Raw genomic sequence first — 23,197 nt, forward strand, 5'->3', positions numbered from 1 at the left:
ATGCGCCAGGCGTTAAGCGGGGGCCCTTCCTTACCGGTCAGACGGGGGTTACGCCGTGGCGGCGATGGGAGAACTCGCGGGTTTTGGTGCGGGCGGCGGCGAAGCGGCGCACCAGCTCGGCGCGCAGCTCGTGCGGCTCGACGATCGCGTCCACCACCAGCTCGCTGGCGAGCCGGACGACGTCGATGTCGCGCTCGTACTCCTCGCGCTTCGCGGCGACGAACGCGGCCTGCTCGGTCTCGTCGGAGATCGCGGCGATCTTGTTGGCGTAGACGGCGTTGACCGCGGCCTCGGCGCCCATCACGGCGATCTTCGCGGTGGGCAGCGCGATGGTGGCGTCGGGCTCGAAACCGGGGCCGGCCATCGCGTAGAGGCCCGCGCCGTACGCCTTGCGGACCACCACGCAGATCTTCGGCACCGTCGCCTCGGAGATCGCCGTGATCATCTTCGCGCCGTGCCGGATGATGCCCTGCTTCTCCACCGCGCTGCCGACCATGAAGCCGGGCACGTCGCTGAGGAACAGCAGCGGCACGTTGAACGCGTCGCAGAGCTGCACGAACCGGGTCGCCTTGTCGGCCGAGTCGACGAAGAGCACGCCGCCCTTGAACATCGAGTTGTTGCCGACCACACCGACGACCTCGCCGTTCAGCCGGCCGAAGCCGATGGTCAGCTCCTTGGCCCAGAGCGCCTGGATCTCGAAGAAGCTGCCGTCATCGACCAGGCCCTTGACGTACCGCCGCATGTCGAACGCCTGCCGCTCGCTGGCCGGGACCAGCGCGGCCAGGTCGGCCTTCTCCGGCGCGGGCTTCGCCTCGGCGGCCGGCGGCGTCTCGGTCCAGTTGGCCGGCAGGTAGGACAGGTAGGTCCGCACCACGTCGAGCGCGTCGGTCTCGGTCTTGCAGAGGAAGTGGCCCACCCCGGACTCGGTGCAGTGCACCTTGGCCCCGCCCATCGCCTCCAGCGTGGTCTTCTCGCCGGTGACCATCTCGACCATCCGGTCGGAGCCGAGATACATGCTGGCGTTGCCGTCCACCATGGCCACCACGTCGCAGAACGCCGGAATGTACGCCCCGCCGGCCGCGCTGGGCCCGAAGAGCGCGCAGACCTGCGGGATCGCGCCGGAGGCCCGGACCTGGTTCCAGAAGATCTTCCCGGCGCCGCGCCGGCCGGGGAACAGGTCGACCTGGTCGGTGATCCGGGCGCCGGCGGAGTCGACCAGGTAGACCATCGGCACCTTGGTCGTGTAGGCCCGCTCGATGATGCGGATGATCTTCTCGACGGTGCGTGCGCCCCAGCTCCCGGCCTTGACCGTGGAGTCGTTCGCCATCAGGCAGACCGGCCGGCCGTCGATGGTCGCGGTGCCGGTGACCACGCCGTCGGCGGGCAACCCGTCGGCCATGGCGTTGGCGTAGAGCCCGTCCTCGACGAAGGACCCCTCGTCGACCAGGTGCGCCACCCGCTCGCGGGCGAACAGCTTGCCCTTCGCGGCGTTGGCCGCGTGGTATTTGTCCGCACCGCCGGCACGGGCGCGCTTGCGCAACTGCTCCAGAGCCTCACCGTCGAGCGTCACGCCGACTCCCTCGCCACCCCACCGACCTGAACGATCGTTAGGCTACCCCACGCCCGCCCCCTCCGGCGACCCCGGAGGGAACGGGCCGGCGGGGTCAGCCGGGCAACGGGGTGAGGCGGGTACGCGGGCCGGCGCGGAGCACGCCGGACGGCAGCTTCTTGCCGACCAGCCGCTCGGCCAGCTCCGCCGCCCCGATCAGGACGTCCAGGTCGATCCCGGTGTCGACGCCCATGTCGTGCAGCATGTGCACCGCCTCCTCGGTCGCCAGGTTGCCGCTGGCGCCCGGCGCGTACGGGCAGCCGCCGAGACCACCGACGCTGGCGTCGAACTCGGTGACACCCAGCTCCATCGCGGTCAGCATGTTCGCCAGCGCGGTGCCCCGGGTGTTGTGGAAGTGCAGCAGCACCGGCAGGTGGGCGTTGCGGTCCCGGACCGCGGTGACCAGCTCGCGGACCCGCCGGGGCGTACCCATGCCGGTGGTGTCGCCGAACGCGACCCGGTCCGCGCCGTCGCGGGCGACCCGGTCGACGATCCCGGCGACCCGCCGCGGGTCCACGTCACCCTCGTAGGGGCAGCCGAAGCTGGTCGCCACGATCACCTCGGCGGTCGCGCCCGCGCCGTGCAGCAGGTCGATCAGCTCGGCGATGTCGTCCAGCGACTCGTCGGTCGAGCGGTTGACGTTGCGCCGGTTGTGCGTGTCGCTGGCCGACACCACCACCTCGATCTCGGTGAAGCCGGCGGCCAGCGCCCGCTGCGCGCCCCGGGTGTTCGGCACCAGCGCCGAGTAGCGCACCCCGTCGACCCGCGCCGCCCGCTGCCACACCTCGTCGGCGTCGGCCATCTGCGGGATCGCCTTCGGGTGCACGAAGGAGACCGCCTCGATCCGCCGTACCCCCGTTCGGGACAGCGCGTCGAGCAACCGCACCTTGGCGTCGGTCGGGATCGGCTCCTCGTTCTGGAGCCCGTCCCGGGGGCCGACCTCCCGAATGCTCACGGAAGCTGGCAGTTCCGCCATCACGTTCACCTCACTTGAGTCGAAAGTCAGCGCATCCGGCCGACGATGCCGGTGTCGTAGTCGCCGGAGAGGAACTCCGGGTTCTCCAGCAGCTCGGCGAAGAACGGCAGGTTGTTCTTCGGGCCGGCGATCTCGAACTGGGCCACCGCCGCGCGGGCGCGCCGCACGGCCTCCTCGCGGGTGGCGCCGCTGACGATCAGCTTCGCCAGCAGGCTGTCGTAGAACGGGGTGACCGTGTTGCCCTCGACGTAGCCGGAGTCCACCCGGACGCCCTCGCCGGTCGGCTCCACCCAGGTCCGGATCGCGCCCGGGCCGGGCAGGAACCGCTTCGGGTCCTCGGCGTTGACCCGCAGCTCGATCGCGTGCCCGCGCGGGGTGAGCGCGTCCGGATCGAACGTCGGCGGCAGGCCGGCCGCCACCCGGAGCTGCTCCTCGACCAGGTCGACGCCGTAGACGTACTCGGTGACCGGGTGCTCGACCTGGAGGCGCGTGTTCATCTCCAGGAAGAAGAACTCCTGCGTGGATGGGTCGAGCAAACATTCGACCGTGCCCGCGTTGCGGTAGTTCACCGCCTCGCCGGCCCGGACCGCCGCCGCCAGGAACCGCTCCCGCAACTCCGCCGAGACCGCCGGGGAGGGCGACTCCTCGACCAGCTTCTGGTTGCGTCGCTGCACCGAGCACTCGCGCTCGCCGAGCGCCACCACCCGGCCGTCGGCCAGGCCGAGGATCTGCACCTCGACGTGGCGTACCCGAGGGAAGTAGCGCTCGATCAGCACCGAGCCGTCGCCGAACATGCGCTCCGCGAACGCGCGGACCTTGTCGTACTCGGTGCGCAGCCCGGCCTCGTCGGCGGCCACGCCCATGCCCATGCCGCCGCCCCCCGCCGCGGCCTTGACCATCACCGGGTAGCCGATCTCGGCGGCGGCCGCGACCGCCGCGTCCAGGTCGGCCGCCGGCTCGGTGGTGCCGGGCGCGACCGGGACCCCGGCCGCAGCCATCAGGTTCCGGGCGTTGATCTTGTCGCCCATCGCGGTGATCGCGTCCGCGCCGGGCCCGACCCAGATCAGGCCGGACTCGGAGACGGTACGGGCGAAGTCGGCGTTCTCGGACAGGAAGCCGTATCCGGGGTGGATCGCCTGCGCGCCGGTGCTCCGGGCGGCGGCGAGGATCGCCTCGACGTTCCGGTAGCTCTGCGCCGGGTTGGCCGGGCCGACACACACCGCCTCGTCGGCCTCGGTCACGAACGGCAGGTCAACGTCGGCCTCCGAGTGCACCGCGATGGCCCGCACCCCCAACCGACGGGCCGTGCGAATAACGCGCCGAGCGATCTCCCCACGGTTCGCAACCAGCAGCGAATCAAACATGTTCGGCAAGGAAGGGCCCCTTCTTAACGCCTGGTGTATAGCCGGGGCCCCTTCTTAACACGCGTTAAGGTGCGCGCGGCGTGTCAGGCGGGGTCGGTGGGTGCCAGCAGGGCCGCCAGGGCGGCGCCACGCAGCAGTTCCGCCCGGCGGCGGCGGTCCACCTCGCCGCCGAGGAACGGGGTGGAGTTCATCAGGCCGAACGCCGCGTGGGCGAGCACCCGGGCGGCACCGTCCGGCAGGCCCGGGTGCAGCGCGGTCAGCACCGTGACCCACTCCTCGACGTACATCCGCTGGAGCCGGCGGATCCGGCGGCGCGGCTCGTCCGGGAGGCGGTCCAGCTCGTGCAGGTGCAGCGCGATCACCGCGGGATTGGCCAACGCGAACTCGACGTGGAAGTCGATCAGCGACTCCAGCGAGCCGCGCGGGTCGTCCGGGTGGGCGGCGGCGCGCTCCCGCCCGCCGGCCAACAGCCCCTCGCTGACCGGGATCAGCGCGGCGGCCAGCATCGCCTCCTTGCCGGCGAAGTGATGGTAGAGCGCCGGCCCGGTGACGCCGGCGGCCGCGCCGATGTCGTCCATCGACACGCCGTGATAGCCCCGCGCCGCGAAGAGGCCGACCGCGATCTCCAGGATCTCGTCCCGCCGGGACCGGCGCCGGGCCGTGCCCGCCGCACCCCGCGCCTGCTGTTCCACCGCCACCGGGCCAGCCTAGACCGCGCCTTCCAGGCGAGGGAGCCGTGGTTACCCGCCAGTCACGTCACCCGTCCCGCCCCCACCTCGCCGATCTTGCACTTCCGGCCCGGGCAAAGCGACAGGAAGCGGACCGGACGGGGGCCGCAACTGCAAGATCGGCGAGGGCGGGGTGGGCTCGAAACCGGCCAGGCGGACGGCCAGGCGTCGTCGGACCGGGGAGGGTGGAGGCCGTTCGGAGCAGGAGGTTCCGCAGTGGCCGCAAGGGGGGTGGGGCGGCGGCTAGGCGGGTCAGGCCGGCGGCGAAGCCGAGCACCTCCTCGGCGCGGGGGCGGCGGTCCGCCGCGTACCGATCGAGGGCCTCGGGGCCCGCGGCGAGCGCCTCGCCGAGCGCGACCGCGTCCCGCAGCCCGAGATTCATCCCCTGCCCGCCGGCCGGGCTGTGCACGTGCGCCGCGTCGCCGGCGAGCAGCACCGGGCCGGACCGGTAGCTGCTCGCGATCCGGTGGTGGATGCGGAACCGGGACGCCCACGCCACGTCGAGGACCCGGTCCGGTCGCCGCGCCGGGCCGCGCTCGTCGAGCAGCGCCTGGAAGTGCCGCGCCTGCGGCTCGCGCGGCGCGTCGGCGACGGTGGCGACCAGCCGGACCGTGCCGTCGGGCAGCGGCGCCCAGACCAGTGGCCCACCGCGCGACAGGAACAGGGTGACCTGGTCACGCGGGAGCGCGCTGTCCACCCGCACGTCGGCGAGCAGGAACGACTCGCCCGGATCGGCCGGGCCGCCGAAGCCGATGCCGGCCAACTCACGGACCCGGCTGTGCATCCCGTCCGCGCCGACCACCCAGCGGGCCCGGACCGTGTCGCCGCCGGAGAACCGGGCGGTCGCGCCGGCACCGTCGAGGTCCAGGTCGATCAGCTCGTACGGGCGCAGCACCCGCCCGCCGAGCGCGGCGAGGCGGTCGGCGAGCACCGCCTCGGTCTCCGCCTGCGAGATCAGCAGCGCGTACGGGTAGCGGGACGGCAGCCGGTCGAATCCGACGGTGGCGAGGACGCGGTCCCGGTCGCGGACGGTGAACCGGGCGGAGTGCAGCCCCCGGCCGGCGAGCGGTTCGGCGATCCCGATCCGGTCGAGCACCTCCAGCGTGCCGGCATGCACGACGGCGGCCCGGGACGTGACCGGCGGATCGGCCAGCTTCTCGACCACGGTCACCCCCACCCCGCGCTCGGCCAGGGTGACGGCCACGGCCAGGCCGGTCGGCCCGGCCCCGACCACCAGGACGTCCGTGCGTTCGGGCAGCATCACTGCACCTCCGATTGGGTCAACAGGCGTTTGCCAACAATTGTTGACCTATCACCTGCATCGATGTCAACGTGTGTTGGCCTACAGTCGTGGACATGACCGGACCGCCTGCCCGCACCCGCCGCTCCGACGCCACCCGGGCCGCCATCCTGCGTGCCGCCCGGGAGCGCTTCGCCGCCGACGGCTACGACCGGGCCACCATCCGGGCGGTGGCCGCCGACGCCCAGATCGACCCGTCGATGGTGATGCGCTACTACGGCAGCAAGGAAGGGCTCTTCGCCGCCGCGGCCGAGTTCGACCTGCACCTGCCCGACCTGGCCCAGGTGCCGTCCGAGCGGCTCGGCGAGACGCTGGCCCGGCACTTCCTGCGCCGGTGGGAGGCCGACGGCACACTCATCGCCCTGCTCCGGGCCGCCAGCACCAACCCGGGCGCGGCGGAACGGATGCGCGGCATCTTCGCCGGGCAGCTCGCCACGGCGGTGGCCCGCTCCGGCGCCGACCCGACGACCGCCGCGCGCCGGGCCGGCCTGGTGGCCAGCCAGATCCTCGGCCTCGCCCTCACCCGGTACGTGATCCGGCTGCCCCCGGTGGTCGAACTCGACCCGGACGAGCTGGCCGAATGGGTCGGCCCGACGATCCAGCGCTACCTGACCCAACCTTTTCCACCGCCCCAGGCGTCTGCGGAATGACGGAGGGAGCAGCCGGATGGGGCGGGCCGTGGATCACGGGCGGGCGGACTACCTCGCCTTCGTCGAGGCGCACCAGCACCGGCTGCTGCGCGCCGCGTACCTGGTCTGCGGCAACCGCCACCAGGCCGAGGACCTGCTCCAGGACGCCTTGCTGAAGGTGGCGCTGCGCTGGTCCACGGTGCGCGACGGCGATCCGGCCGCGTACGTGCGCGCCATCCTCTACCGCGACGCGGTCTCCTGGTGGCGACGCCGGCGGCGGGAACGGCTCAGCGCGGACCCGCCGGAGCGGGCGGGCGTGGACACCGACGACGCGCTGCGCCTGACCGTGCGGGCCGCGCTCGACCGGCTGCCGCCGCGCCAGCGGGCGGTCCTGGTGCTGCGCTACTTCGAGGACCTCACCGAGGTGGCCACCGCCGAGGCGCTCGGCGTCACCGTGGGCACCGTCAAGAGCCAGTGCCACGCGGCGCTGCGCCGGCTCCGCGAGGTGGCACCCGAGCTGGGCGACGCCGACGACGGCCTGGTCACCGGGATGGAGGCGAACCCGTGAACGAACCGCACCTGACCCGGCTGCTGAACCGGGCGGCGGAGGACGTCCGGCCGACCCGACCGGCGACCGCCGGCTGGGAGCGGGCCGGACGGGTCCGCCGCGCGCGGCGAGCCGCCGGCGCCGCCGCCGTGGCGGTCGCCCTGATCGGCGGCGGCACGACAGCACTCCTGCACCGCGCCGGGCCGCCCGCCCCGGCCCATCCGGTGGTACGCCCGGACCCCAGCGCGTCGCCGGTGCAGCAGCCCCCGCCCGTGCTCGGCCTGATCGACGACCCGCTGGGCCGGCTCGGCGACCGGATCGCCGCCCCGCTCTCCGCCCGGCCGGTCGACCGGGCCCTGGCGCTTCGCCAACCGGTCGACCCGAAGACCGGCGAGGCCGAGCCGGTCCGGGTGCTCGGCGACGACGGACTGGTCCGGGAACTCGACGTGGTGACACTCGCCCCCACCCGGGACGCCAGCGGCAACGAGGCCGCGCCGCTCAAGCCGGGCAGCCTGTCCCCGGACGGTCGGACCGCCGCGTTCGCGCAGGTCGGCGAGGTGGTCGTGGTCGACCTGACCAAGGCTGCCGTGCGCCGCTATCCACTCGCCGGCTACCTGGAACACGTCGTCTGGGCCGGTGACCGGCTGCTCGTCGGCGACAACGACACCGCGTACGAGGTGGACCGGGACACCGGGACGGCCCGAAAGCTGCCGGTCGACCCGTGGGGGCTGGTCGTGCCCGAGCCGGCCCGTCCCGGCGACCTGCTCACCCTCGGCGGCGCGGAGGACGGCCTGTCCGTACGCCGGTTCCCCGCCGCCGGCGGCGCGCCGCAGCAACTGTCGGTGGGCACCGGCGACCTTCCGCCCGGCTACCGGCTGGACGAGGTCTACGGTCGGGGCTGGCAGCGCGGCGACCGGATCGCCCAGGCGGGCTGGACCACCACCGGCAGCATGGGCGGGGCCGAGGGGGTGGCCGTGGTGGACGCCCGCACCGGAGCGGTGACCCGCCTGCTCGACCTGGGCCGTGAGGACCGGGCGAAGGCCTGCTGCGAGGTGCTCGGCTGGTCGGCCGACGGCGGGGTGCTGTTCCGCTCCGACCCCACCGGTCTGGCCCGCTGGCGCCCGGAGACCGGCGAGGTGGACCGGGTGGCCCGCGACGTGACCGGTCCGGTGTCGCTGTCCGCGCGCTGACCCGGCCGGTCCCCAGCCACGTGGCGGGGGCCGGCCGGAACGCTCAGCGGGTCAGGCCGCCGGGCTGGTCGCCCTTCACGACGGGTGCCCGGACCAGGTTGCCCCACTCGGTCCACGAACCGTCGTAGTTGCGCACCTGCGGGAAGCCGAGCAGGTGGTGCAGCACGAACCAGGTGTGGCTGGACCGCTCGCCGATCCGGCAGTAGGCCACCACGTCGTCGGCCGGGCTCAGCCCGAGCTGGTCGGCGTAGATGGCCCGCAGCTCGTCGGCGGACTTGAACGTGCCGTCGTCGTTCGCGGCGGACTTCCACGGCTTGCTCACCGCGCCCGGGATGTGCCCGCCGCGCAGCGCGCCCTCCTGCGGATAGTCCGGCATGTGCAGCATCTCGCCGGTGTACTCACCGGGCGAGCGCACGTCGACCAGCGGCCGGCCGGCCGCCACGTGCGCCATCACCTGCTCCCGGTAGGCCCGGATCGGCGCGTCGTTGCGCTGCGGCACCGGATAGTCGGCGCGGGGCCGGCTCACCTTGTCGCGGGTCAGCTCCCGGCCCTCGGCGATCCACTTCTGCCGGCCGCCGTCGAGCAGCCGCACGTCGGCGTGGCCGAAGAGGGAGAACACCCAGAGGGCGTACGCGGCCCACCAGTTGAAGTTGTCGCCGTAGAAGACGACCGTGTCGTCGCGGCCGATGCCCTTGGCCGCGCACAGCTCGGCGAAGCTCGCGGCGTCCAGGTAGTCGCGGGTGACCTGGTCGTTCAGCTCGGTGTGCCAGTCGACCTTGACGGCGCCGGGGAGGTGGCCGGTGTCGTAGAGGAGCACGTCCTCGTCGGACTCGACCACCACGAGCCCTTCGTCGCCCAGGTGCTCGGCCAGCCACTCGGTGGTGACCAGGCGCTGCGGGTCGGCGTACGACTGGAGGTGGGGATGCGGATCGCTCGGCACAGGCATGATTTCCAAGGTACGCCGGGTCGGCCGCGGTGGATGTGACGTCCGGATGCAGCGGATCCGGCGGGTCGGGCGTGACAGTTGCGAACACCGCCGACCGCAGAGGACCGCGATGACCCCACGGCAACAGGACCGGCCGCCCCGGGCCGGGACCGCACCGGAGGACTTCACCGAGTTCTACCGGGCGCACTTCCACCGGATCGCGGTGCAGCTCTACGCCTACCTGGGCGACCACGGCGAGGCGCAGGACCTGACCCAGGAGGCGTTCTGCCGGGCGCTGGAGCGCTGGTCCCGCGTCGCCGCGTACGACGACCCGTCCGCGTTCGTCCGCCGGGTCGCCTGGAACCTGGCCACCAGCCGGCTGCGCCGGGTGCGTACCGCGGTGCGGCACCTGGCTCGGCAGCGGGAGGAACACGTGCCCGGCCCGGAGCCGGACCGGGTGGTGCTGCTGGAGGCCCTGTCCACTCTGCCCGCCGACCAGCGGCGCGCGATCGTGCTGCACCACCTGGCCCACCTGAGCGTCGCCGAGATCGCCGCGCAGGTCGGCGCGCCGGAGGGCACCGTGCGCTCCCGGCTCTCCCGGGGGCGGGCCGCGCTCGCCGGCCACCTCACCGAGACCGGATCGGAGTCGCGCCGTGCCTGACGTGGATGACCTGTTCGTCGAGTTCGAGGCGACGGCCGTGCCCACCTTCCGCCCGCCGGGCGTGGCCGACGTGCAACGCCGGATCCGGGACCGCCGACGGCGGCGCGGCCTGCTGACCGGCCTGCTCGCGATGATGCTGGTCGGGCCGGCCTCGGCGTTGGCGGTCGCCCAGCGCGCCGACCGGCCGGAGCCGCAGCCGACGCCGACGGGTTCACAGAGTCCGACCGGCCGGCTCACCGTCCGCACGGTCACCCTGCCGGGGGTGCCCGGTGAGCTGATCGACCTGCGTTTCGTCTCCGCCCGAGCCGGCTGGTCGCTCGTCGACACCTGCGTCGAGGCCGGCGAGTCGTCGCAGGATTGCCGCCGTACCGTCGCCCGGACCGTCGACGGTGGCGTGACCTGGCAGCGGACCGGCCTGCCGGCGGTGCCGAACGGCCTGGTGCAGCTCCTGCCCGTGGACGCGGACACGCTGGCCGTGACGACGCGTACCGGTTACCTCGTCACGACGGACGGCGGGATCAGCTTCACCCGCCACCCGTACCAGGCGCCACCGGCGGCGGTCCGGCGCGCTTTCGCCACCCCGAGCGGGCTCTACCTCGGCTGCCCCCCGAACGGGATGCCGACGACCTGCGACCGGCAACGCGTGCTGCGGGTGAGCGGCGGCCTGCACTTCCACCAGCCGCCGGTCACGCTCCGGTCGGACACCGAGAACGTCCTGGTCGAGGGCGCCGACGGCCGGCTCTGGCTGACCGTCCTGGAGGGTGATCGGCTGACCGTGCTGACCAGTGCCGACCAGGGCACCAGTTGGCGGACGCTGCCGTCGGTCTCCGGCGCCCGGCAGCTCGCGCTAGCCCCGGACGGACGCGACGTCTGGCTGGTCGAGACCGCTCGACAGACGCGGGTGTGGCGGCTGGCCGACGACCGCTGGCAGGCCGGGCCGGCCCTGCCGTCCGACACCGAAGGGGTCGCCGCGCCCGGGGCCGGTCTGCTGGTGGTCACCAGCGCGTACGGCGGGTTGGGCTTCGTAACAGGCGGTGGCTACGTCGAGGTGCCCGAGCTGCGCGGGCCGTTGCGGATGCCGGACCTGGACACGTCGGTGGGTGTCCTGCCGGACGGCACCGTCGCGGTCCGGCACGGCCGGACGTGGTTCCTCGGCATCGGTCGGGGGGTGGACCGGAGCTGGCTCCAGTTCTCCTGAGCCGGCGGCGGGTCAGGCACGGCGGTGCACCAACCGGCCGGCGACCACGGTGGCCCGGCAGGAGCCGTCCGGGTCGTACACCGCGAGGTCGGCCCGGCCACCGACCACCAGCGCCGCCGGCCGGGCGGCGGGCAGGACCGCCACCTCGTTGCGCGCGGCGGCGGCCCGCAACGCCGGGTCGGTGACGTGCGCCTCGAGCACCGCGGCGGCGCCGAGCCGGAACAGCGCGTGCACCCGTTCGCGCGGGGTCGGCGCCGGGGGCAGCGGGCCGTCGTGCACCGGCGCCGGCCCGAGCGTGCCGGCCCACCGCCGCACCCGCACCCCCGGGTACGCGGCGGTCAGCTCGTCCAGCGGCGCGACCGCCTCCACCCGATGACCGTCGACCAAAACCGCCAGCCCGGCGCGGGGCTCGCCGTCGAGCGTGAGCCGCAGCAGGTCGGCGGCGTGGACGGTGTGCACCGGTCAGCCGTCGACCGGACCGAGGACCGGCCGCTTCGCGGTCACGAAGTCGCCGGAGGAACGGCCGGTCAGCCGGCGCCTGATCCACGGGGCCAGGTGCTGACCGGCCCAGCGCAGGTCGGCGGCGCGGGCGGCCAGCCACGGTGTGGGCGCCGGGTGCGGCGGCACCATCAGCCACTCCTCGTCGCAGCCGACGCCGAGCGCGGCGAGCACCTGCGCGGCGACCCGCCGGTGCCCGGCCGCCGACAGGTGCAGCCGGTCGGTGCTCCAGAGCATCGGGTTGAGGTAGGCCTCGTCGGAGTAGAGGTCGACCAGGATCGCCCCGTGCCGCTCGGCGACCTCGCCGACCGCCCGGTTGAGCAGCGTCACCCGGGGGGCCACCAGCCGCTGCCCGGGGAGCCGGGCCATCACGTCGGCGAACCGGAACAGCACCACGTCGCTGCCGCCGCCGCGCAGCCGCTCGACCACCCTGTCGAAGCGCGGGACGAAGACGTCCGGGTCGAAGGTGCGGCGCAGCACGTCGTTGCCGCCGGCCGCGAACGTGATCAGGTCGGGCTTCATGGCCAGCGCGGACGGCACCTGCTCGGCCACGACGTTCGGGAAGAGCCGACCCCGGATGGCGAGGTTGGCGTAGCCGAAGTCGGGACCCGCCTCGGCGGCGAGCCGGGTGGCGACCAGATCGGCCCACCCTCGGTAACTGCCGTCCGGATACGCGTCATCCATGCCCTCGGTGAAGCTGTCGCCCACCGCTACGAAGCTGCGCCAGCGCACGGCGCCTCCCCTCCGACGTCCCCGCGGAAATGCGTCGCTCAGTCTTCCACCGCGCGGGCCGGTCCCGCCCGCCCCCGGGGCCGGACGTGGTGGACGTCTCGACGTCCGGTTCCCGACAGCCGCCTGGACTCAGGGAACGTAGGCCAGCAGCGCCGCCCCACGCAGCCCGGTCGGCTCGGTCACCGTGCCCACCGCCCGGAACGTCCGGTCCAGGACGGTGATGCCCCCGTCCCGCCGGACCAGCACCGCGCCGTCGGTGGCGAACAGGATGCTGCGGACCGCACCGTCGCCGGGCAGGTCCACGGTCCGGCCGGTGGTGGTGTCGACCACCGCGAAGCTGCCGTCGTTGCGGGACGTGTCGGTGTTGAGCCAGCCGACCGCCACGTACCGGCCGTCCGGCGAGACGCTGCGGACCCGCCAGCCGTCGTGGCGCGCCGCCTCGGCCTTCGGCGGGGTGAACCGGTAGAAGGTGGTCCGGCCGTTGTTGGTCGCGTACGGCCGGCCCTCGGAGACGGCCGCCCAGTTCCGCCCGTCCGGGGTCCACCACTTCAGGGTCTCGTTCCCGGCGTCGCCGGCGGCCGGCCGGCGGGTGGCCAGGTCGAGGAGCGCGGAGTGGCCCTCCTGCTGCACCAGGAGCCGGTCGTTGGTGTTCCACACCAGCGGCTGGTCGCCGAGGCAGACGATCCGGCCGGAGTAGGGAGCCCGCTTCGCGATCGTGGCCCGGCCGGTGCCGTCGACCAGGGCGGTGACGAGCGTGCCGGCCTCCGCCCCGGCCTTTCCCTCCACCCAGGCCAGTCGCTCACCGTACGGCGAGATGGTGATCGTGTTCCGCACGCACTCACCGCCGCCGTACGGCACGGTCGTGCTCACCCGGTCCGAGTCGCCGCGTACGACGTGGACCTCCGCGGCCTGCTCGCCGAACGCCAGGTAGTAGCGCGTACCGGGCAGGGCGGCCGACGAGCCGGCCCGGGTGGCGGGGGCGGCGGCCGGGGTGACGACGGCGGTGGTGCCGGACGACTGCGGGGAGGCGGGCGCGGGTGTGGTTCCGCCCTCGCCGCAGGCGCCGACACCCGCCACCAGAAGCGCGGTGGCGGCGAGGGTGACGGCGGTACGCAGTCCGCGAGCGGTGGTGAGGACGTTCACGATGTGACCCTTCGGGGGGTTCGGTGACGCGCGTGTCTGACGCACTGCCAGACGTTCGTTTCGATCGGGATGGTTGCCGCCCGGGACGGAGAAGTTTCCGACCGGTCGCGCATGTGCGACAGGCCCCCGTCGCATGTCGCGCGGGGGCCTGTCACCAGGTGCGTCAGGGTACGTACGCCAGCAGTGCCCGGTTCCGGAGCGAGGACGGCTCGGTCACTGTGCCGACCGGCGTGAGCCGGCGGTCGAGGACCGTGATGCCGTTGCCCCGCCGCAGCAGGACGGTGCCGTCGACGCTGAACAGGACGCTGCGTACCTCACCGGTGCCGGGCAGGTCGACCGCCTTGCTGCGGGTGGTGTCGACCACCGCGAAGCTGCCGTCCCGGCGGGACGGGTCGGTGCCGATCCAGCCCACCGCGACGTACCGGCCGTCCATGGACACGCTGCGCGCCTCCCAACCGTCCCACTTGGCGGCCTCCTGCTGCGGCGGCGTGTAGGTGTACTGCCGCAGGTCGCCGTCGTTCGAGACGTAGGGCTTGCCCTCCGACACGGCGGCCAGCCAGGCACCGTCGGCGGACCAGCAGCGATCGGTCTCCTGCCCGGGGTCGCCGACGACCTGCTTGTTGGCCGCCGCGTCGTAGAGCACGGACTGCCCGTTCTTCCGCTGCACCATCAGCAGGTCGTCGCCCTGCCAGCGCAGGGGCCGGGTGCCGAGGCAACTGATTCCCTCGGCCAGCGTCGTCGCGCCGTTCTCGCCGACGGTGGCGATCAACAGGACGCCGCTCATGTTGTTGTCGGTGCTGTCCTGCACCCACACCACCCGCTTGCCGTCCGGCGAGAGGGACACGGTGTTGGACTCGCAGCGGCTGCCCTCGTGCACGACCTCGTGGACCACCCGGTCCTGGGTGCCGCGCACCGCGTGGATCCGGGAGCGGGTGGACGTCTGCTCCAGGTAGTAGCGGGTGCCGGTCAACGCCGACTGCGGTTGGCCCGCTCCCGAGTCGGGGCTCTTCGAGGTCGTCCGGGACGGCTCGACGGACCGGCTCGGCGTGGGGGTGACCTGGGGTGGCGGGCTGCTGGTGATCGACGGTCCGGCCGGCGCGGGCGCCTGGCCGTTCGGTCGGATCGCCAGTGCGGTGCCGGTCGCGGCGGCCAGCACCACCAGCGCGGCGGCGGACGTGACGACGGCCCGCTGGATGCCGAGCCGGCGGGAGGTACGCAGGGCCCGGTCCCGCAGGTCGACCGGGGTGACCTCGTCGGCCAGGTCGGCCAGGTCGAGGCGCAGGCGGTCCTGGTTCATCGGGCGGATCCTTCCGTGGCGTAAAGGTCGGCGAGTTCCGGCGCGACGGTGCGCAGCTTGGTCAGCGCCTTCGACGTCTGGCTCTTGACGGTGCCGACGGTGACGCCGAGCATCTCCGCCGCCTCGGCCTCGCTGCGGTCCTCGAAGAACCGCAGCACCAGCACGGCGCGTTGCCGGGTGGAGAGCCGGGCCAGCGCGGCCCGGAGGGTGAGCCGCAGCGTGATCTGCTGGGCGTGGTCGGGTCCCGAGTCGCCTCCGCGCGACTCGGGCAGGTCGCCCGGCATCGACTCGGCCACCCGGCGGCGGCGCCACCAGGAGACCTGCAGGTGATACATGATCTTTCGGGTGTACGCCTCCGCGTTGCCGCTGTCGTGCAGCCGGCTCCAGGAGCGGTGGGTACGGGCCAGGGCGGACTGGACGAGATCCTCGGCCAGGTGCTGGTCACCGGTGAGCAGGTAGGCCGAGCGCAGGAGCGCCGGTGTGCGGGTACGCACGAACGAGTCGAACTCACTCAGGAGAGGGTCCACACGAGCCGATCCTTCGGGTCAGTGGTGCGTCTGTTGATGCCCCTCCAGACGTCACCTCGTCGCTCGATGGTTGCCGTCGCCCGGTGTCGGTTTTCCCCGACTCAGCAGTCGAACGTCGACCAGCAGATGTCGTTGCGCAGCCGCTGGTCGTCGAGGACCAGCTCGCGGATCGCCGCCGGGAGTCGGGCGCGCTGCCACCGGCACTCGGCCCGCCCCGCCTCGTCGCCCCGACCGTCCGGCGCCGCCGCCCGCACCGCCTTGATCGCGTACGCGGCGGCGCCGAGTTCGTGCGCGGCGACGTGGGCGACCGCACCGGCCTGGCCGGCGGCGTACGCGGCGTGGCGCGCCGCCCCGCGCAGGTCCCGCGCCGCGCCCATGGCGTGCCCGCCCGCCGCGCGGGACACCATCATCGTGACCTCGCCCCGCACCCAGGCCCGGATGTGCGCGATCGCCTGGCGCGGACGCGGATCGTCGGGCCGGACCGCCTCGAACAGCGGGAGGACGTGCTCCGCGCAGGTGGCGGCCCAGAGCGCGAGCAGCCGGTGGTCGTCGTCGGTGAGCGTCCCGCCACGACGGATCGTGACGAGGCGGGGGTCCCGGACCTTCGACAGGATCACGACCGGTCCTCCGTCCCACCCGCTTCCGGCGTGCGCCGCAGCGCACCGTCGAGCGTACTCATCAGCCGGGCGACCCGGCTGCTGCCGCCGGTCACCGGCGGGTAGCGACGGAGCACGTCGACGAGCACCGGGTCGGCGAGCCGCCGCGAGCGGTCCAGCAGGGCGTCGCCGACCGCCGGGTCACCGCCCGCCGTCAGCTCCCCGATCCGCGCCGCGCTCGCGGCGGCCCGCAGGATGTGGCCGACCTGGCTGGCCTGGGCGAGGGGATGCAGGTACGCCGCCGCGGCCGCGTCACCGGCGGATCGCGCGGCCAGGCGGGCCGCCTCGTCGGGCGCGGACCGGGCCGCCCGGTGCGCGTCGATCGACGTGACCCGCTGCAGCTTCGTCCGGTCGGCCCCGTCGGCGAACGTCCGGGCCGCCTCGATCGCCGCGCGGGGACGCGGATCGTCGGGTACGGCCCGCTCGAAGACCGGCAGGACGTCCTCCGCGTGCCGGAGCACGTAACGCGCCACCACCCGCAGCTCGTCCATCGTCAGGTCGAAGTCTCCGGACACGACGGTCCTGCGCGCTGCCATGGCGGTGGATCCTATCGACGGAGCCCACGGACGTTCGTACTCGACGGTCAGCCCGGCCCGACGACACCGCGTCGGTAAGGGCCCCAGCCGACGAACCGGTCGAACAGGTCACGTGGGGTCGGACCCTCGTGCGGGTTGAGCCGGAACAGGTCGTGGGTCGCCTCGTGGTAGAGCCCGGACAGGTAGACGGCCAGGTCGACCGGGTGGTCGGCATATTCGACCTTGAGCAGCAGCCGGGCCTGCGCGCAGGGCCACGGTGAGCCGCAGGCACGACAGAGCCACAACGGCCGGATCGGCAGATGCGCCGGGTGGTCGGGCGGATAGGGACGGGGCCGATTCGGGTACGGCCCGAGCCGTGGCACGGGAAGGTTCATGCGTGACAGCTTGCTGAAGACGCGACTACGCTCGGAAGCCGTCGGGGCCGAACCGGGAGCGGCTGGGGAACTCGGCGGATGTCCGAGGAGGCCGGGTGGAGAACGAGCCGACAGCCGAGCTGATCCGCGCACAACTGCGGCGGTTGCGACTCAAGGCCGAGCTGAGCCAGGAGGAGTTCGGGAGGCTGGTGCACTTCTCCAACTCGCAGGTGTCGGCGGTGGAGTTGGGCCAGCGGCCGTTGGACCGGTTCTTCCTGAAGCGGGCGGACGAGGTGCTGGGCACCGGTGGGTTGTTGACCTCGCTGCTCAAGCTCGCCGAACGGGATGGCCAACCGAGCTGGTTCCGCCCCTGGCTGGAAGCCGAACGCCAGGCCCAGCAGTTGCGCACCTATCAACCGAACCTGGTGCCAGGGCTCCTCCAAACCGAGCACTACGCGCGTGCCATGATCCGCACCGATGACCTGATCAGCGATGACGAGGTCGAGCGACGGGTCGGGGTGAGGCTGGACCGACAGTCCATCCTCTCCAGCCCGGACCGTCCGAAGTACATCGCGGTCATCGAGGAATCCGTCCTGCGCCGTGCTGATGAGGCCTCCCGAGGGTTGATGGCCGCGCAGGTCACACATCTCATCGAATGCAGTGAGCACCCCCACATCGACATTCACCTCGTGCCGACACGGGTCCCCATGCATGTCGGACTGGTCGGTCCCTTCGCTCTGGCCCGCAGCACCGACGGCGGGTGGGTCGGCCATCTGGAGAACCAGCTCGGCGGCGTCGTGGTCGACAACGACGAGGGTGTAGCTATCCTGCTGTCCAGATGGGAGAGCGTCCGCAGTGAGGCGCTTCCACGCCAGCAGTCGGCCCACCTGATGAAGGAAGTGATGTCGTCGTGGAGCTGATCAACGCGATCTGGCGGAAGTCCACTCGCAGCGGCACCCAGGGCGACTGCGTCGAGGTGGCGGGCAACCTGGCCGGGGTGGTCGGGGTGCGCGACAGCAAGGACCCGGCCGGACCGGTCCTCACCTTCACGCCTGACGCCTGGTGCGCCTTCGTCCGGGTCAGCGGGAGCCGCGCACCGCGCTGATCAGCACCGTGTGCTTGCGTACCCGGAAAGCGCCGTCCGCCTCGATGCGGGCCTGGACCATGTCGCGGGCGGCCGACTCCTGCGCGGCGGTGAGCGGGCCGACCATGCTGGCCAGGTAGGCGAGGACCGGCTCCACGGCGGGCACCGCCAGCTCGTCGGGGTAGCGCTCGACCGTCACGTCGGCGAAGTGGGCCGCGATCCGGGCCGGCGTCGTCTCGGCGGTGACGTCGTTCTGATGGGACCCGACGGCGAGGTCGAATCGGTCGATGACCGGGCCGAGCGCGTCCAGCTCGGCGAGATGGTCGCGGCCGTTCACGGCGACGGCGAGCCGCCCACCGGGGCGCAGCACCCGCGCGAACTCCACCAGCGCCGCGTCCGGGTCGTCCAGGTGGTAGAGCATGTGGTTGGCGATCACCGTGTCGAAGGCGGCGTCGGCGTACGGCAGGTGGGTGGCGTCGCAGCGCTGCACCCGGGCACCCGGCACCTCGCGCAGCCGGTCGCACATGGCGGGTGAGAAGTCGGTCAGGGTGAGCCGCAGCCCGGTCGCCGGGCGGTCCACCCGACGCCACAGCTCGCCGGTGCCGGCGCCCACCTCCAGCACGTCCCCGGCCAGCGGCAGCCGCTCACCGAGCCAGGCGAACCAGCCCTGCGGGTTGGTGCCGTAGGCGTGCAGCGCCATCCGGGCGGTGAGGTTGCCGGTCGTCGTCGCGTACTGGCTCACCGCGCGAGCCGACGGTGTGGCGGTCACCCCGGTAGCCTAGCCGGCCGGGAAACGCCTCAGAGGTAGAGGCAGAACGGGTGGCCGACCGGGTCGAGGTGCACCCGCACGTCGTCCTGGGGCTGGTATCCGGCGACCGTGGCACCGAGCGACACCGCGTACGCCGAGGCCACGTCGAGGTCGTCCACCTTGATGTCGAGGTGGAGCATCATCGGCGGGTCACCCGGGCCGGCCGGCCACACCGGACGCACGTACGCCGGCTCGTCCTGGAACGCCAGCGTGGCGCCGCCGTCCGGCGGGGCCAGCACCACCCAGTCCGGCTCGTCCTCACGTCGCGGCCAGTCGAGCAGCCGCTCGTAGAAGACGGCGAGTTCCTGTGCGGACGGCGCGTCGAGGACGGTGGACGTCAACGAGAACCGGGGACGATCTTCCATGCGACAGTCATACCCCGGGAAGGCCGAAACGGATCGCCCGCGCGCCGGTCGTCGCCGTACGCTGCGCCCATGTTGCTACGCGTGTCCACCCTGCTGCTCCGGACCCTGCGTGAGGATCCGGCCGACGCGGAGGTGCCGAGCCACCGGCTGCTGCTCCGCGCCGGCTACGTCCGCCGCGCCGCACCGGGCGGCTACACCTGGCTGCCGCTGGGCAAGCTGGTGCTGGACCGGATCACCGCCATCGTCCGGGACGAGATGACCGCGATCGGCGACCAGGAGGTGCACTTCCCGGCGCTGCTGCCGGCGGAGCCCTACCGGACCAGCGGGCGGTGGAGCGAGTACGGCGACGACATCTTCACCCTGGCCGACCGCAAGGGTGCCGAGCACCTGCTCGCGCCGACCCACGAGGAGCTGGCCGCGCTGCTGGTGAAGGACCTGTTCACGTCGTACCGGGACTTCCCGGTGACGCTGTTCCAGATCCAGACGAAGTTCCGGGACGAGGCCCGTCCTCGGGCCGGTCTGCTGCGCGGGCGCGAGTTCCTGATGAAGGACGCCTACTCCTTCGACCTGGACGCCGCCGGGCTCCAGGCCGCCTACGACCGGCACCGCGAGGCGTACCGGCGGATATTCACCCGGCTCGGGCTGGACTTCACCACGGTGCACGCGATGTCCGGCGCGATGGGCGGTTCGGCGTCGGAGGAGTTCCTGGCCGCCACGCCGGCCGGTGAGGACACCTACGTCGGTTGCACCCGCTGCGACTACGCGGCCAACACCGAGGCGGTGGTGACCGGCGCGCCGGCGGCCGGCGACCCGGACGCGCACCCGCCGGTCGAGGTGCACGACACGCCGGAGACGCCGACCATCGCGTCCCTGGTCGACCTGGCGAACGAGCGCGCGCTGGCCGGCCGCACCGGGTGGACCGCCGCCGACACCCTGAAGAACGTGGTGTTGAGCGTCCGGAAGCCGGGTGCGGAGCGGGCCGAGCTGCTGGTCGTCGGCCTGCCGGGCGACCGTGAGGTGGACCTGAAGCGGGTCGAGGCGGCGCTGCACCCGGCCGCCGTGGCGGTGTTCGACGACTGGGCCGCGCACCCGGAGCTGGTCCGCGGCTACCTCGGGCCGCAGATCCTGGCCAAGCACGGCGTCCGCTACCTGGTCGATCCCCGGGTCGTGACCGGCACCGCCTGGCTGACCGGGGCGAACGAGCCGGGGCGGCACGCCACCGACGTGGTCTGCGGGCGTGACTTCGTGCCCGACGGCACCATCGAGGCGGCCGAGGTGCGCCCGGGCGACCCCTGTCCGGCCTGCGGTGACGGCGAGCTGACCCTGCGGCGCGGCATCGAGGTGGGGCACATCTTCCAGCTCGGCCGGAGGTTCACCGACGCGTTCACGGTCGACGTGCTCGGCCCGGAGGGCAAGCCGGTCCGGCCGACCATGGGCTGCTACGGCATCGGCGTGTCCCGGGCGGTCGCCGCCGTGGCCGAGCAGCACCACGACGACCGGGGGCTGGTCTGGCCGGCCGAGGTCGCGCCGTGCGACGTACACGTGGTGTCGGCCGGGAAGGGGCCGCAGCTCGACGCGGCGCTGGAGCTGGGCGAACGTCTCGCCGCCGCCGGCCTGCGGGTGCTCGTCGACGACCGCACCCACGTCTCCGCCGGGGTGAAGTTCACCGACGTCGAGCTGATCGGCATCCCGCGCGCCGTCGTGGTCGGCCGCCGCCTCGCCGACGGGTACGTCGAGCTGCGTGACCGGGCCGGCGGCGAGCGGACCGAACTGTCCGTGGCGGACGTCGTGGCGCGCCTGCTCGACGAGGTGGGTGCGACGCGCCGCGACCGGGTGTAGCGATTGCGCCACCGGGTACCGCATAGGGATCGACCGAGGCGTTTCGGAGGCTCTCATGTACCGCGTCAACGACGTGATGACCAAGCAGGTGGTCTATCTCCCCGCGGAGACCCCGTTGGACGAGGCGGCCCGGGTGATGAAGGAGTCCGACATCGGCGACGTGGTGGTGACCGAAGGCGCCACCCTCGCCGGTGTGCTGACCGACCGCGACATCGTGGTACGGGCGGTGGCCGAGCGCGCCGACCCGGGCACCACCACGATCGGGTCGATCATCACCCGCGAGGTCGTCATGATCGAGCAGCACTGCACGGCGAGCGAGGCGGCCGCGTTGATGCGCGAGCGCAACATCCGGCGGGTGCTGGTCTGCGACAACGAGCGGAAGCTGGTCGGCATCGTCTCCCTGGGCGACCTGGCCATCCGACTGGACCCCGATTCGACCCTCAGCGACATCAGCCAGGCCCCACCCAACTCATGAAAGGCGGGGCCCCCGCTTAACGCCTTCGGTAGAGGCGGGGGCCCCGCTTAACACCCCGCTCCGGCCCGGAGGCGGCCGGATAACCTCGACGCATGCCCGAGATGCCGACCAAGCTGGCCGAGATCGTCGACGAGTTCGCCGCCGCCCCGCGCGACGTCGTGCTGGAGATGCTGCTGGAATTCGCCGACGTGATCCCGCCCCTGCCGGAGGGGACCGACCGGGAGGCGTTGGAGCAGGTCCCCGAGTGCCAGACCGCGTTCTTCCTGCGCGCCGAGGTGAACGCGGACAAGACGGTGAGCACGGTCTTCGACTGCCCGCCGGAGGCGCCGACCACCCGCGCGTTCGCCGGCATCCTCGCCGAAGGGCTGGCCGGCGCGAGCGCCGAGGAGGTGCTGGCCGTCCCGGACGATCTCTACCAGCGGATGGGCCTGGCCCAGGCGATCAGCCCGCTCCGGGTCCGCGGCGGCACCGCCATCCTCGCCCGGCTCAAGCGCCAGGTCCGGGAACAGATCGCCTGACCTGCGGGTTGTCGCTGGACATGGAGATCGAGATCTACGCCGACGTCGCCTGCCCCTGGTGCTGGATCGGCAAGCGCCGCCTGGAGCAGGCCATCGAGTCGTACGACGGCAAGGTGACCGTCCGGTACCGGCCGTTCCAGCTCGACCCGACGCCGGTGACCGAGCCGAGGCCGTTGCTCGACGCGCTGGGCGACAAGTTCGGCGGCCGGGACAAGGCCGACCAGATGGCCGCCCACGTCTCCGGGATCGCCGCCGGCGCGGGTCTGGACCTGCGGTTCGACCAAGCGGTGGCGGCGAACACGTTCGACGCACACCGGCTGGTGCGCTTCGCCGCCGAGCGGGGGCGCGCCGACGAGATGGTCGAGCGGCTCTACCGGGCGCACTTCGCCGACGGTCTCGACGTCGGGTCGATCGACGTGCTGGTCACGCTCGCCACCGAGGTCGGGCTGGACGAGACCGAGGCGCGCGGTTATCTGGAGTCGAACCTCGGCCGCCGCGAGGTGGCCGCCGAGCTGACCGCCGCACACCAACTCGGCGTCTCCAGCGTCCCGACCTTCGTGCTGGCCGGGAAGTACGCGGTCACCGGCGCCCAGGAGCCGGAGACGATGCTCGCCGCGCTGCGCGAGGTGGCCCAGCGGGAGGCGGCCGGGTGATGTTTCACGTGGAACAAGATCGATGCGAATGAGGCCCTAGGCCGGCCTGGCCAGGTCCTCCACCACCCTCGCTCCGGGCAGCGCGCCGAGCGCCGGCCCGGGCAGGGCGATCTTGCTGTGGCGTACACCCGATCCGATGATCACGTGCGGCGTGGCGATCACCCGCGAGTCGACCAGGATCGGCCACTCCTCGGGCAGCCCGATCGGGGTGATCCCGCCGTATTCCATGCCGGTCAGCTCCACCGCCTCGGCCATCGGCGCGAAGCTCGCCTTGCGGACGTCGAGCAGCTTGCGGACCACGCCGTTCACGTCGGCCCGGGTGGTGGCGAGCACGATGCAGGCGGCGTAGCGGGTCTCGCCGCCCCGCTTACCGGCGACCACCACGCAGTTGGCCGACTCGTCCAGCCCCACCTCGTACGCCGCGCAGAAGGCCGCGGTGTCGGCCAGCTCGGCGTCGATCGGGGCGACCAGCACCTCGTTCACGTCGACCGGCGCCTCGTCCGGCCAGCGCTCCACGGCCGCGGCGACCGGCGGGGCCAACAGGTCCAGCCGGACCCGGGCCGGCTCCGTCTTCAGCGTTCCCATC

The 23,197-nt window shown here is 73.3% G+C and carries 28 protein-coding genes; 11 read left to right on the forward strand and 17 right to left on the reverse strand.

The annotated features are described in order from the left end of the window. Positions 1-37 precede the first annotated feature (37 nt). The 5 genes from H1D33_RS23835 to H1D33_RS23855 form a co-directional block, all read right to left on the reverse strand. Positions 38-1,570, reverse strand: a complete 1,533-nt coding sequence (locus H1D33_RS23835) for an acyl-CoA carboxylase subunit beta (RefSeq protein WP_181571040.1) — start codon at positions 1,568-1,570, stop codon at positions 38-40. 94 nt (positions 1,571-1,664) lie between these two features. Beyond that, on the reverse strand, positions 1,665-2,585 hold the full coding sequence (locus tag H1D33_RS23840; protein ID WP_181571039.1) for a hydroxymethylglutaryl-CoA lyase: 921 nt from the start codon (positions 2,583-2,585) through the stop codon (positions 1,665-1,667). A 26-nt stretch (positions 2,586-2,611) separates the two neighbouring features. Then, positions 2,612-3,949 carry an acetyl-CoA carboxylase biotin carboxylase subunit gene (locus H1D33_RS23845; protein WP_181571038.1) on the reverse strand — a complete coding sequence of 446 codons (1,338 nt, stop codon included), beginning with the start codon at positions 3,947-3,949 and terminating at the stop codon, positions 2,612-2,614. A gap of 83 nt (positions 3,950-4,032) precedes the next feature. Continuing rightward, entirely contained in the window at positions 4,033-4,647 is a 615-nt protein-coding gene (locus H1D33_RS23850; protein WP_181571037.1) for a TetR/AcrR family transcriptional regulator, read from the reverse strand. A 58-nt stretch (positions 4,648-4,705) separates the two neighbouring features. Continuing rightward, positions 4,706-5,938: an FAD-dependent oxidoreductase gene (locus H1D33_RS23855; RefSeq protein WP_307755241.1), complete on the reverse strand. Its 1,233-nt coding sequence runs from the start codon at positions 5,936-5,938 to the stop codon at positions 4,706-4,708. 95 nt (positions 5,939-6,033) lie between these two features. Between H1D33_RS23855 and H1D33_RS23860 the strand changes: the two genes are divergently transcribed. From H1D33_RS23860 to H1D33_RS23870, 3 genes are read left to right on the forward strand one after another with little or no spacing between them, the layout of a single operon-like run. Continuing rightward, a complete protein-coding gene (locus H1D33_RS23860; protein WP_181571035.1) occupies positions 6,034-6,627 on the forward strand; it encodes a TetR/AcrR family transcriptional regulator in 594 nt (197 codons plus the stop codon). 16 nt (positions 6,628-6,643) lie between these two features. Beyond that, entirely contained in the window at positions 6,644-7,174 is a 531-nt protein-coding gene (locus tag H1D33_RS23865) for a SigE family RNA polymerase sigma factor (protein ID WP_181571034.1), read from the forward strand. Continuing rightward, positions 7,171-8,343 (forward strand): hypothetical protein, encoded by a 1,173-nt coding sequence (locus H1D33_RS23870; RefSeq protein ID WP_181571033.1) that lies wholly within the window; start codon positions 7,171-7,173, stop codon positions 8,341-8,343. The genes H1D33_RS23865 and H1D33_RS23870 overlap by 4 nt, the downstream gene beginning before the upstream one ends. 43 nt (positions 8,344-8,386) lie before the next feature. Here the strand turns inward: H1D33_RS23870 and H1D33_RS23875 are convergent, their stop codons facing one another. Beyond that, entirely contained in the window at positions 8,387-9,289 is a 903-nt protein-coding gene (locus tag H1D33_RS23875) for a sulfurtransferase (protein WP_181571032.1), read from the reverse strand. 109 nt (positions 9,290-9,398) lie between these two features. On the opposite strand from H1D33_RS23875, the gene H1D33_RS23880 reads away from it, so the two are divergent. Both H1D33_RS23880 and H1D33_RS23885 read left to right on the forward strand, forming a co-directional pair. Beyond that, entirely contained in the window at positions 9,399-9,929 is a 531-nt protein-coding gene (locus H1D33_RS23880; protein ID WP_181571031.1) for a SigE family RNA polymerase sigma factor, read from the forward strand. Then, positions 9,922-11,127, forward strand: a complete 1,206-nt coding sequence (locus tag H1D33_RS23885) for a hypothetical protein (protein ID WP_181571030.1) — start codon at positions 9,922-9,924, stop codon at positions 11,125-11,127. Before H1D33_RS23880 ends, H1D33_RS23885 begins: the two co-directional genes overlap by 8 nt. Positions 11,128-11,139: 12 nt before the next feature. Here H1D33_RS23885 and H1D33_RS23890 read toward each other — a convergent pair whose 3' ends face one another. The 8 genes from H1D33_RS23890 to H1D33_RS23925 form a co-directional block, all read right to left on the reverse strand. Continuing rightward, the gene (locus H1D33_RS23890) at positions 11,140-11,586 is read right to left on the reverse strand and encodes an imidazolonepropionase-like domain-containing protein (protein WP_181571029.1); all 447 of its coding nucleotides are present in this window, start codon (positions 11,584-11,586) and stop codon (positions 11,140-11,142) included. A gap of 3 nt (positions 11,587-11,589) precedes the next feature. Then, complete coding sequence (locus H1D33_RS23895; protein ID WP_181571028.1) at positions 11,590-12,357, reverse strand: SGNH/GDSL hydrolase family protein; 768 nt, start codon at positions 12,355-12,357, stop codon at positions 11,590-11,592. Positions 12,358-12,486: 129 nt separating this feature from the next. Continuing rightward, complete coding sequence (locus H1D33_RS23900) at positions 12,487-13,500, reverse strand: hypothetical protein (protein WP_181571027.1); 1,014 nt, start codon at positions 13,498-13,500, stop codon at positions 12,487-12,489. A 163-nt stretch (positions 13,501-13,663) separates the two neighbouring features. Next, entirely contained in the window at positions 13,664-14,797 is a 1,134-nt protein-coding gene (locus H1D33_RS23905; protein ID WP_181571026.1) for a TolB-like translocation protein, read from the reverse strand. Then, the gene (locus tag H1D33_RS23910; protein WP_181571025.1) at positions 14,794-15,324 is read right to left on the reverse strand and encodes a SigE family RNA polymerase sigma factor; all 531 of its coding nucleotides are present in this window, start codon (positions 15,322-15,324) and stop codon (positions 14,794-14,796) included. The genes H1D33_RS23905 and H1D33_RS23910 overlap by 4 nt, the downstream gene beginning before the upstream one ends. Positions 15,325-15,425: 101 nt before the next feature. After that, the gene (locus H1D33_RS23915; protein WP_181571024.1) at positions 15,426-15,941 is read right to left on the reverse strand and encodes a putative immunity protein; all 516 of its coding nucleotides are present in this window, start codon (positions 15,939-15,941) and stop codon (positions 15,426-15,428) included. Continuing rightward, positions 15,938-16,516, reverse strand: a complete 579-nt coding sequence (locus tag H1D33_RS23920) for a putative immunity protein (RefSeq protein ID WP_220138742.1) — start codon at positions 16,514-16,516, stop codon at positions 15,938-15,940. The genes H1D33_RS23915 and H1D33_RS23920 overlap by 4 nt, the downstream gene beginning before the upstream one ends. Positions 16,517-16,563: 47 nt before the next feature. Then, positions 16,564-16,890, reverse strand: coding sequence for a hypothetical protein (locus tag H1D33_RS23925; protein ID WP_181571023.1), 327 nt, complete (start codon positions 16,888-16,890; stop codon positions 16,564-16,566). A gap of 95 nt (positions 16,891-16,985) precedes the next feature. Between H1D33_RS23925 and H1D33_RS23930 the strand changes: the two genes are divergently transcribed. Further along, entirely contained in the window at positions 16,986-17,789 is an 804-nt protein-coding gene (locus H1D33_RS23930) for a helix-turn-helix domain-containing protein (protein ID WP_181571022.1), read from the forward strand. Continuing rightward, positions 17,780-17,974 carry a DUF397 domain-containing protein gene (locus H1D33_RS23935; RefSeq protein WP_181571021.1) on the forward strand — a complete coding sequence of 65 codons (195 nt, stop codon included), beginning with the start codon at positions 17,780-17,782 and terminating at the stop codon, positions 17,972-17,974. The genes H1D33_RS23930 and H1D33_RS23935 overlap by 10 nt, the downstream gene beginning before the upstream one ends. On the opposite strand, the gene H1D33_RS23940 is transcribed toward H1D33_RS23935, so the two are convergent. Beyond that, the gene (locus H1D33_RS23940) at positions 17,949-18,722 is read right to left on the reverse strand and encodes a class I SAM-dependent methyltransferase (RefSeq protein ID WP_181571020.1); all 774 of its coding nucleotides are present in this window, start codon (positions 18,720-18,722) and stop codon (positions 17,949-17,951) included. The two genes, H1D33_RS23935 and H1D33_RS23940, sit on opposite strands and share 26 nt — an antisense overlap. A 29-nt stretch (positions 18,723-18,751) precedes the next feature. After that, a complete protein-coding gene (locus H1D33_RS23945; protein WP_181571019.1) occupies positions 18,752-19,126 on the reverse strand; it encodes a VOC family protein in 375 nt (124 codons plus the stop codon). Between the two features lie 69 nt (positions 19,127-19,195). Here H1D33_RS23945 and H1D33_RS23950 point away from each other — a divergent pair, with 69 nt between their 5' ends. The 4 genes from H1D33_RS23950 to H1D33_RS23965 all read left to right on the forward strand — a co-directional run bounded on the left by H1D33_RS23950 (position 19,196) and on the right by H1D33_RS23965 (position 22,611). Then, positions 19,196-20,965 (forward strand): proline--tRNA ligase, encoded by a 1,770-nt coding sequence (locus H1D33_RS23950; protein WP_181571018.1) that lies wholly within the window; start codon positions 19,196-19,198, stop codon positions 20,963-20,965. A gap of 55 nt (positions 20,966-21,020) precedes the next feature. After that, on the forward strand, positions 21,021-21,440 hold the full coding sequence (locus tag H1D33_RS23955) for a CBS domain-containing protein (protein ID WP_181571017.1): 420 nt from the start codon (positions 21,021-21,023) through the stop codon (positions 21,438-21,440). A 92-nt stretch (positions 21,441-21,532) separates the two neighbouring features. Then, positions 21,533-21,958, forward strand: a complete 426-nt coding sequence (locus H1D33_RS23960; RefSeq protein ID WP_181571016.1) for a SufE family protein — start codon at positions 21,533-21,535, stop codon at positions 21,956-21,958. A 20-nt stretch (positions 21,959-21,978) separates the two neighbouring features. Further along, positions 21,979-22,611, forward strand: coding sequence for a DsbA family oxidoreductase (locus H1D33_RS23965; RefSeq protein ID WP_181571015.1), 633 nt, complete (start codon positions 21,979-21,981; stop codon positions 22,609-22,611). 36 nt (positions 22,612-22,647) lie between these two features. On the opposite strand, the gene H1D33_RS23970 is transcribed toward H1D33_RS23965, so the two are convergent. Next, positions 22,648-23,196: a YbaK/EbsC family protein gene (locus H1D33_RS23970; RefSeq protein WP_181572610.1), complete on the reverse strand. Its 549-nt coding sequence runs from the start codon at positions 23,194-23,196 to the stop codon at positions 22,648-22,650. Between the last annotated feature and the right edge of the window lies 1 nt (position 23,197).

This window comes from Micromonospora ferruginea (assembly GCF_013694245.2).
Lineage (GTDB): Bacteria > Actinomycetota > Actinomycetes > Mycobacteriales > Micromonosporaceae > Micromonospora > Micromonospora robiginosa.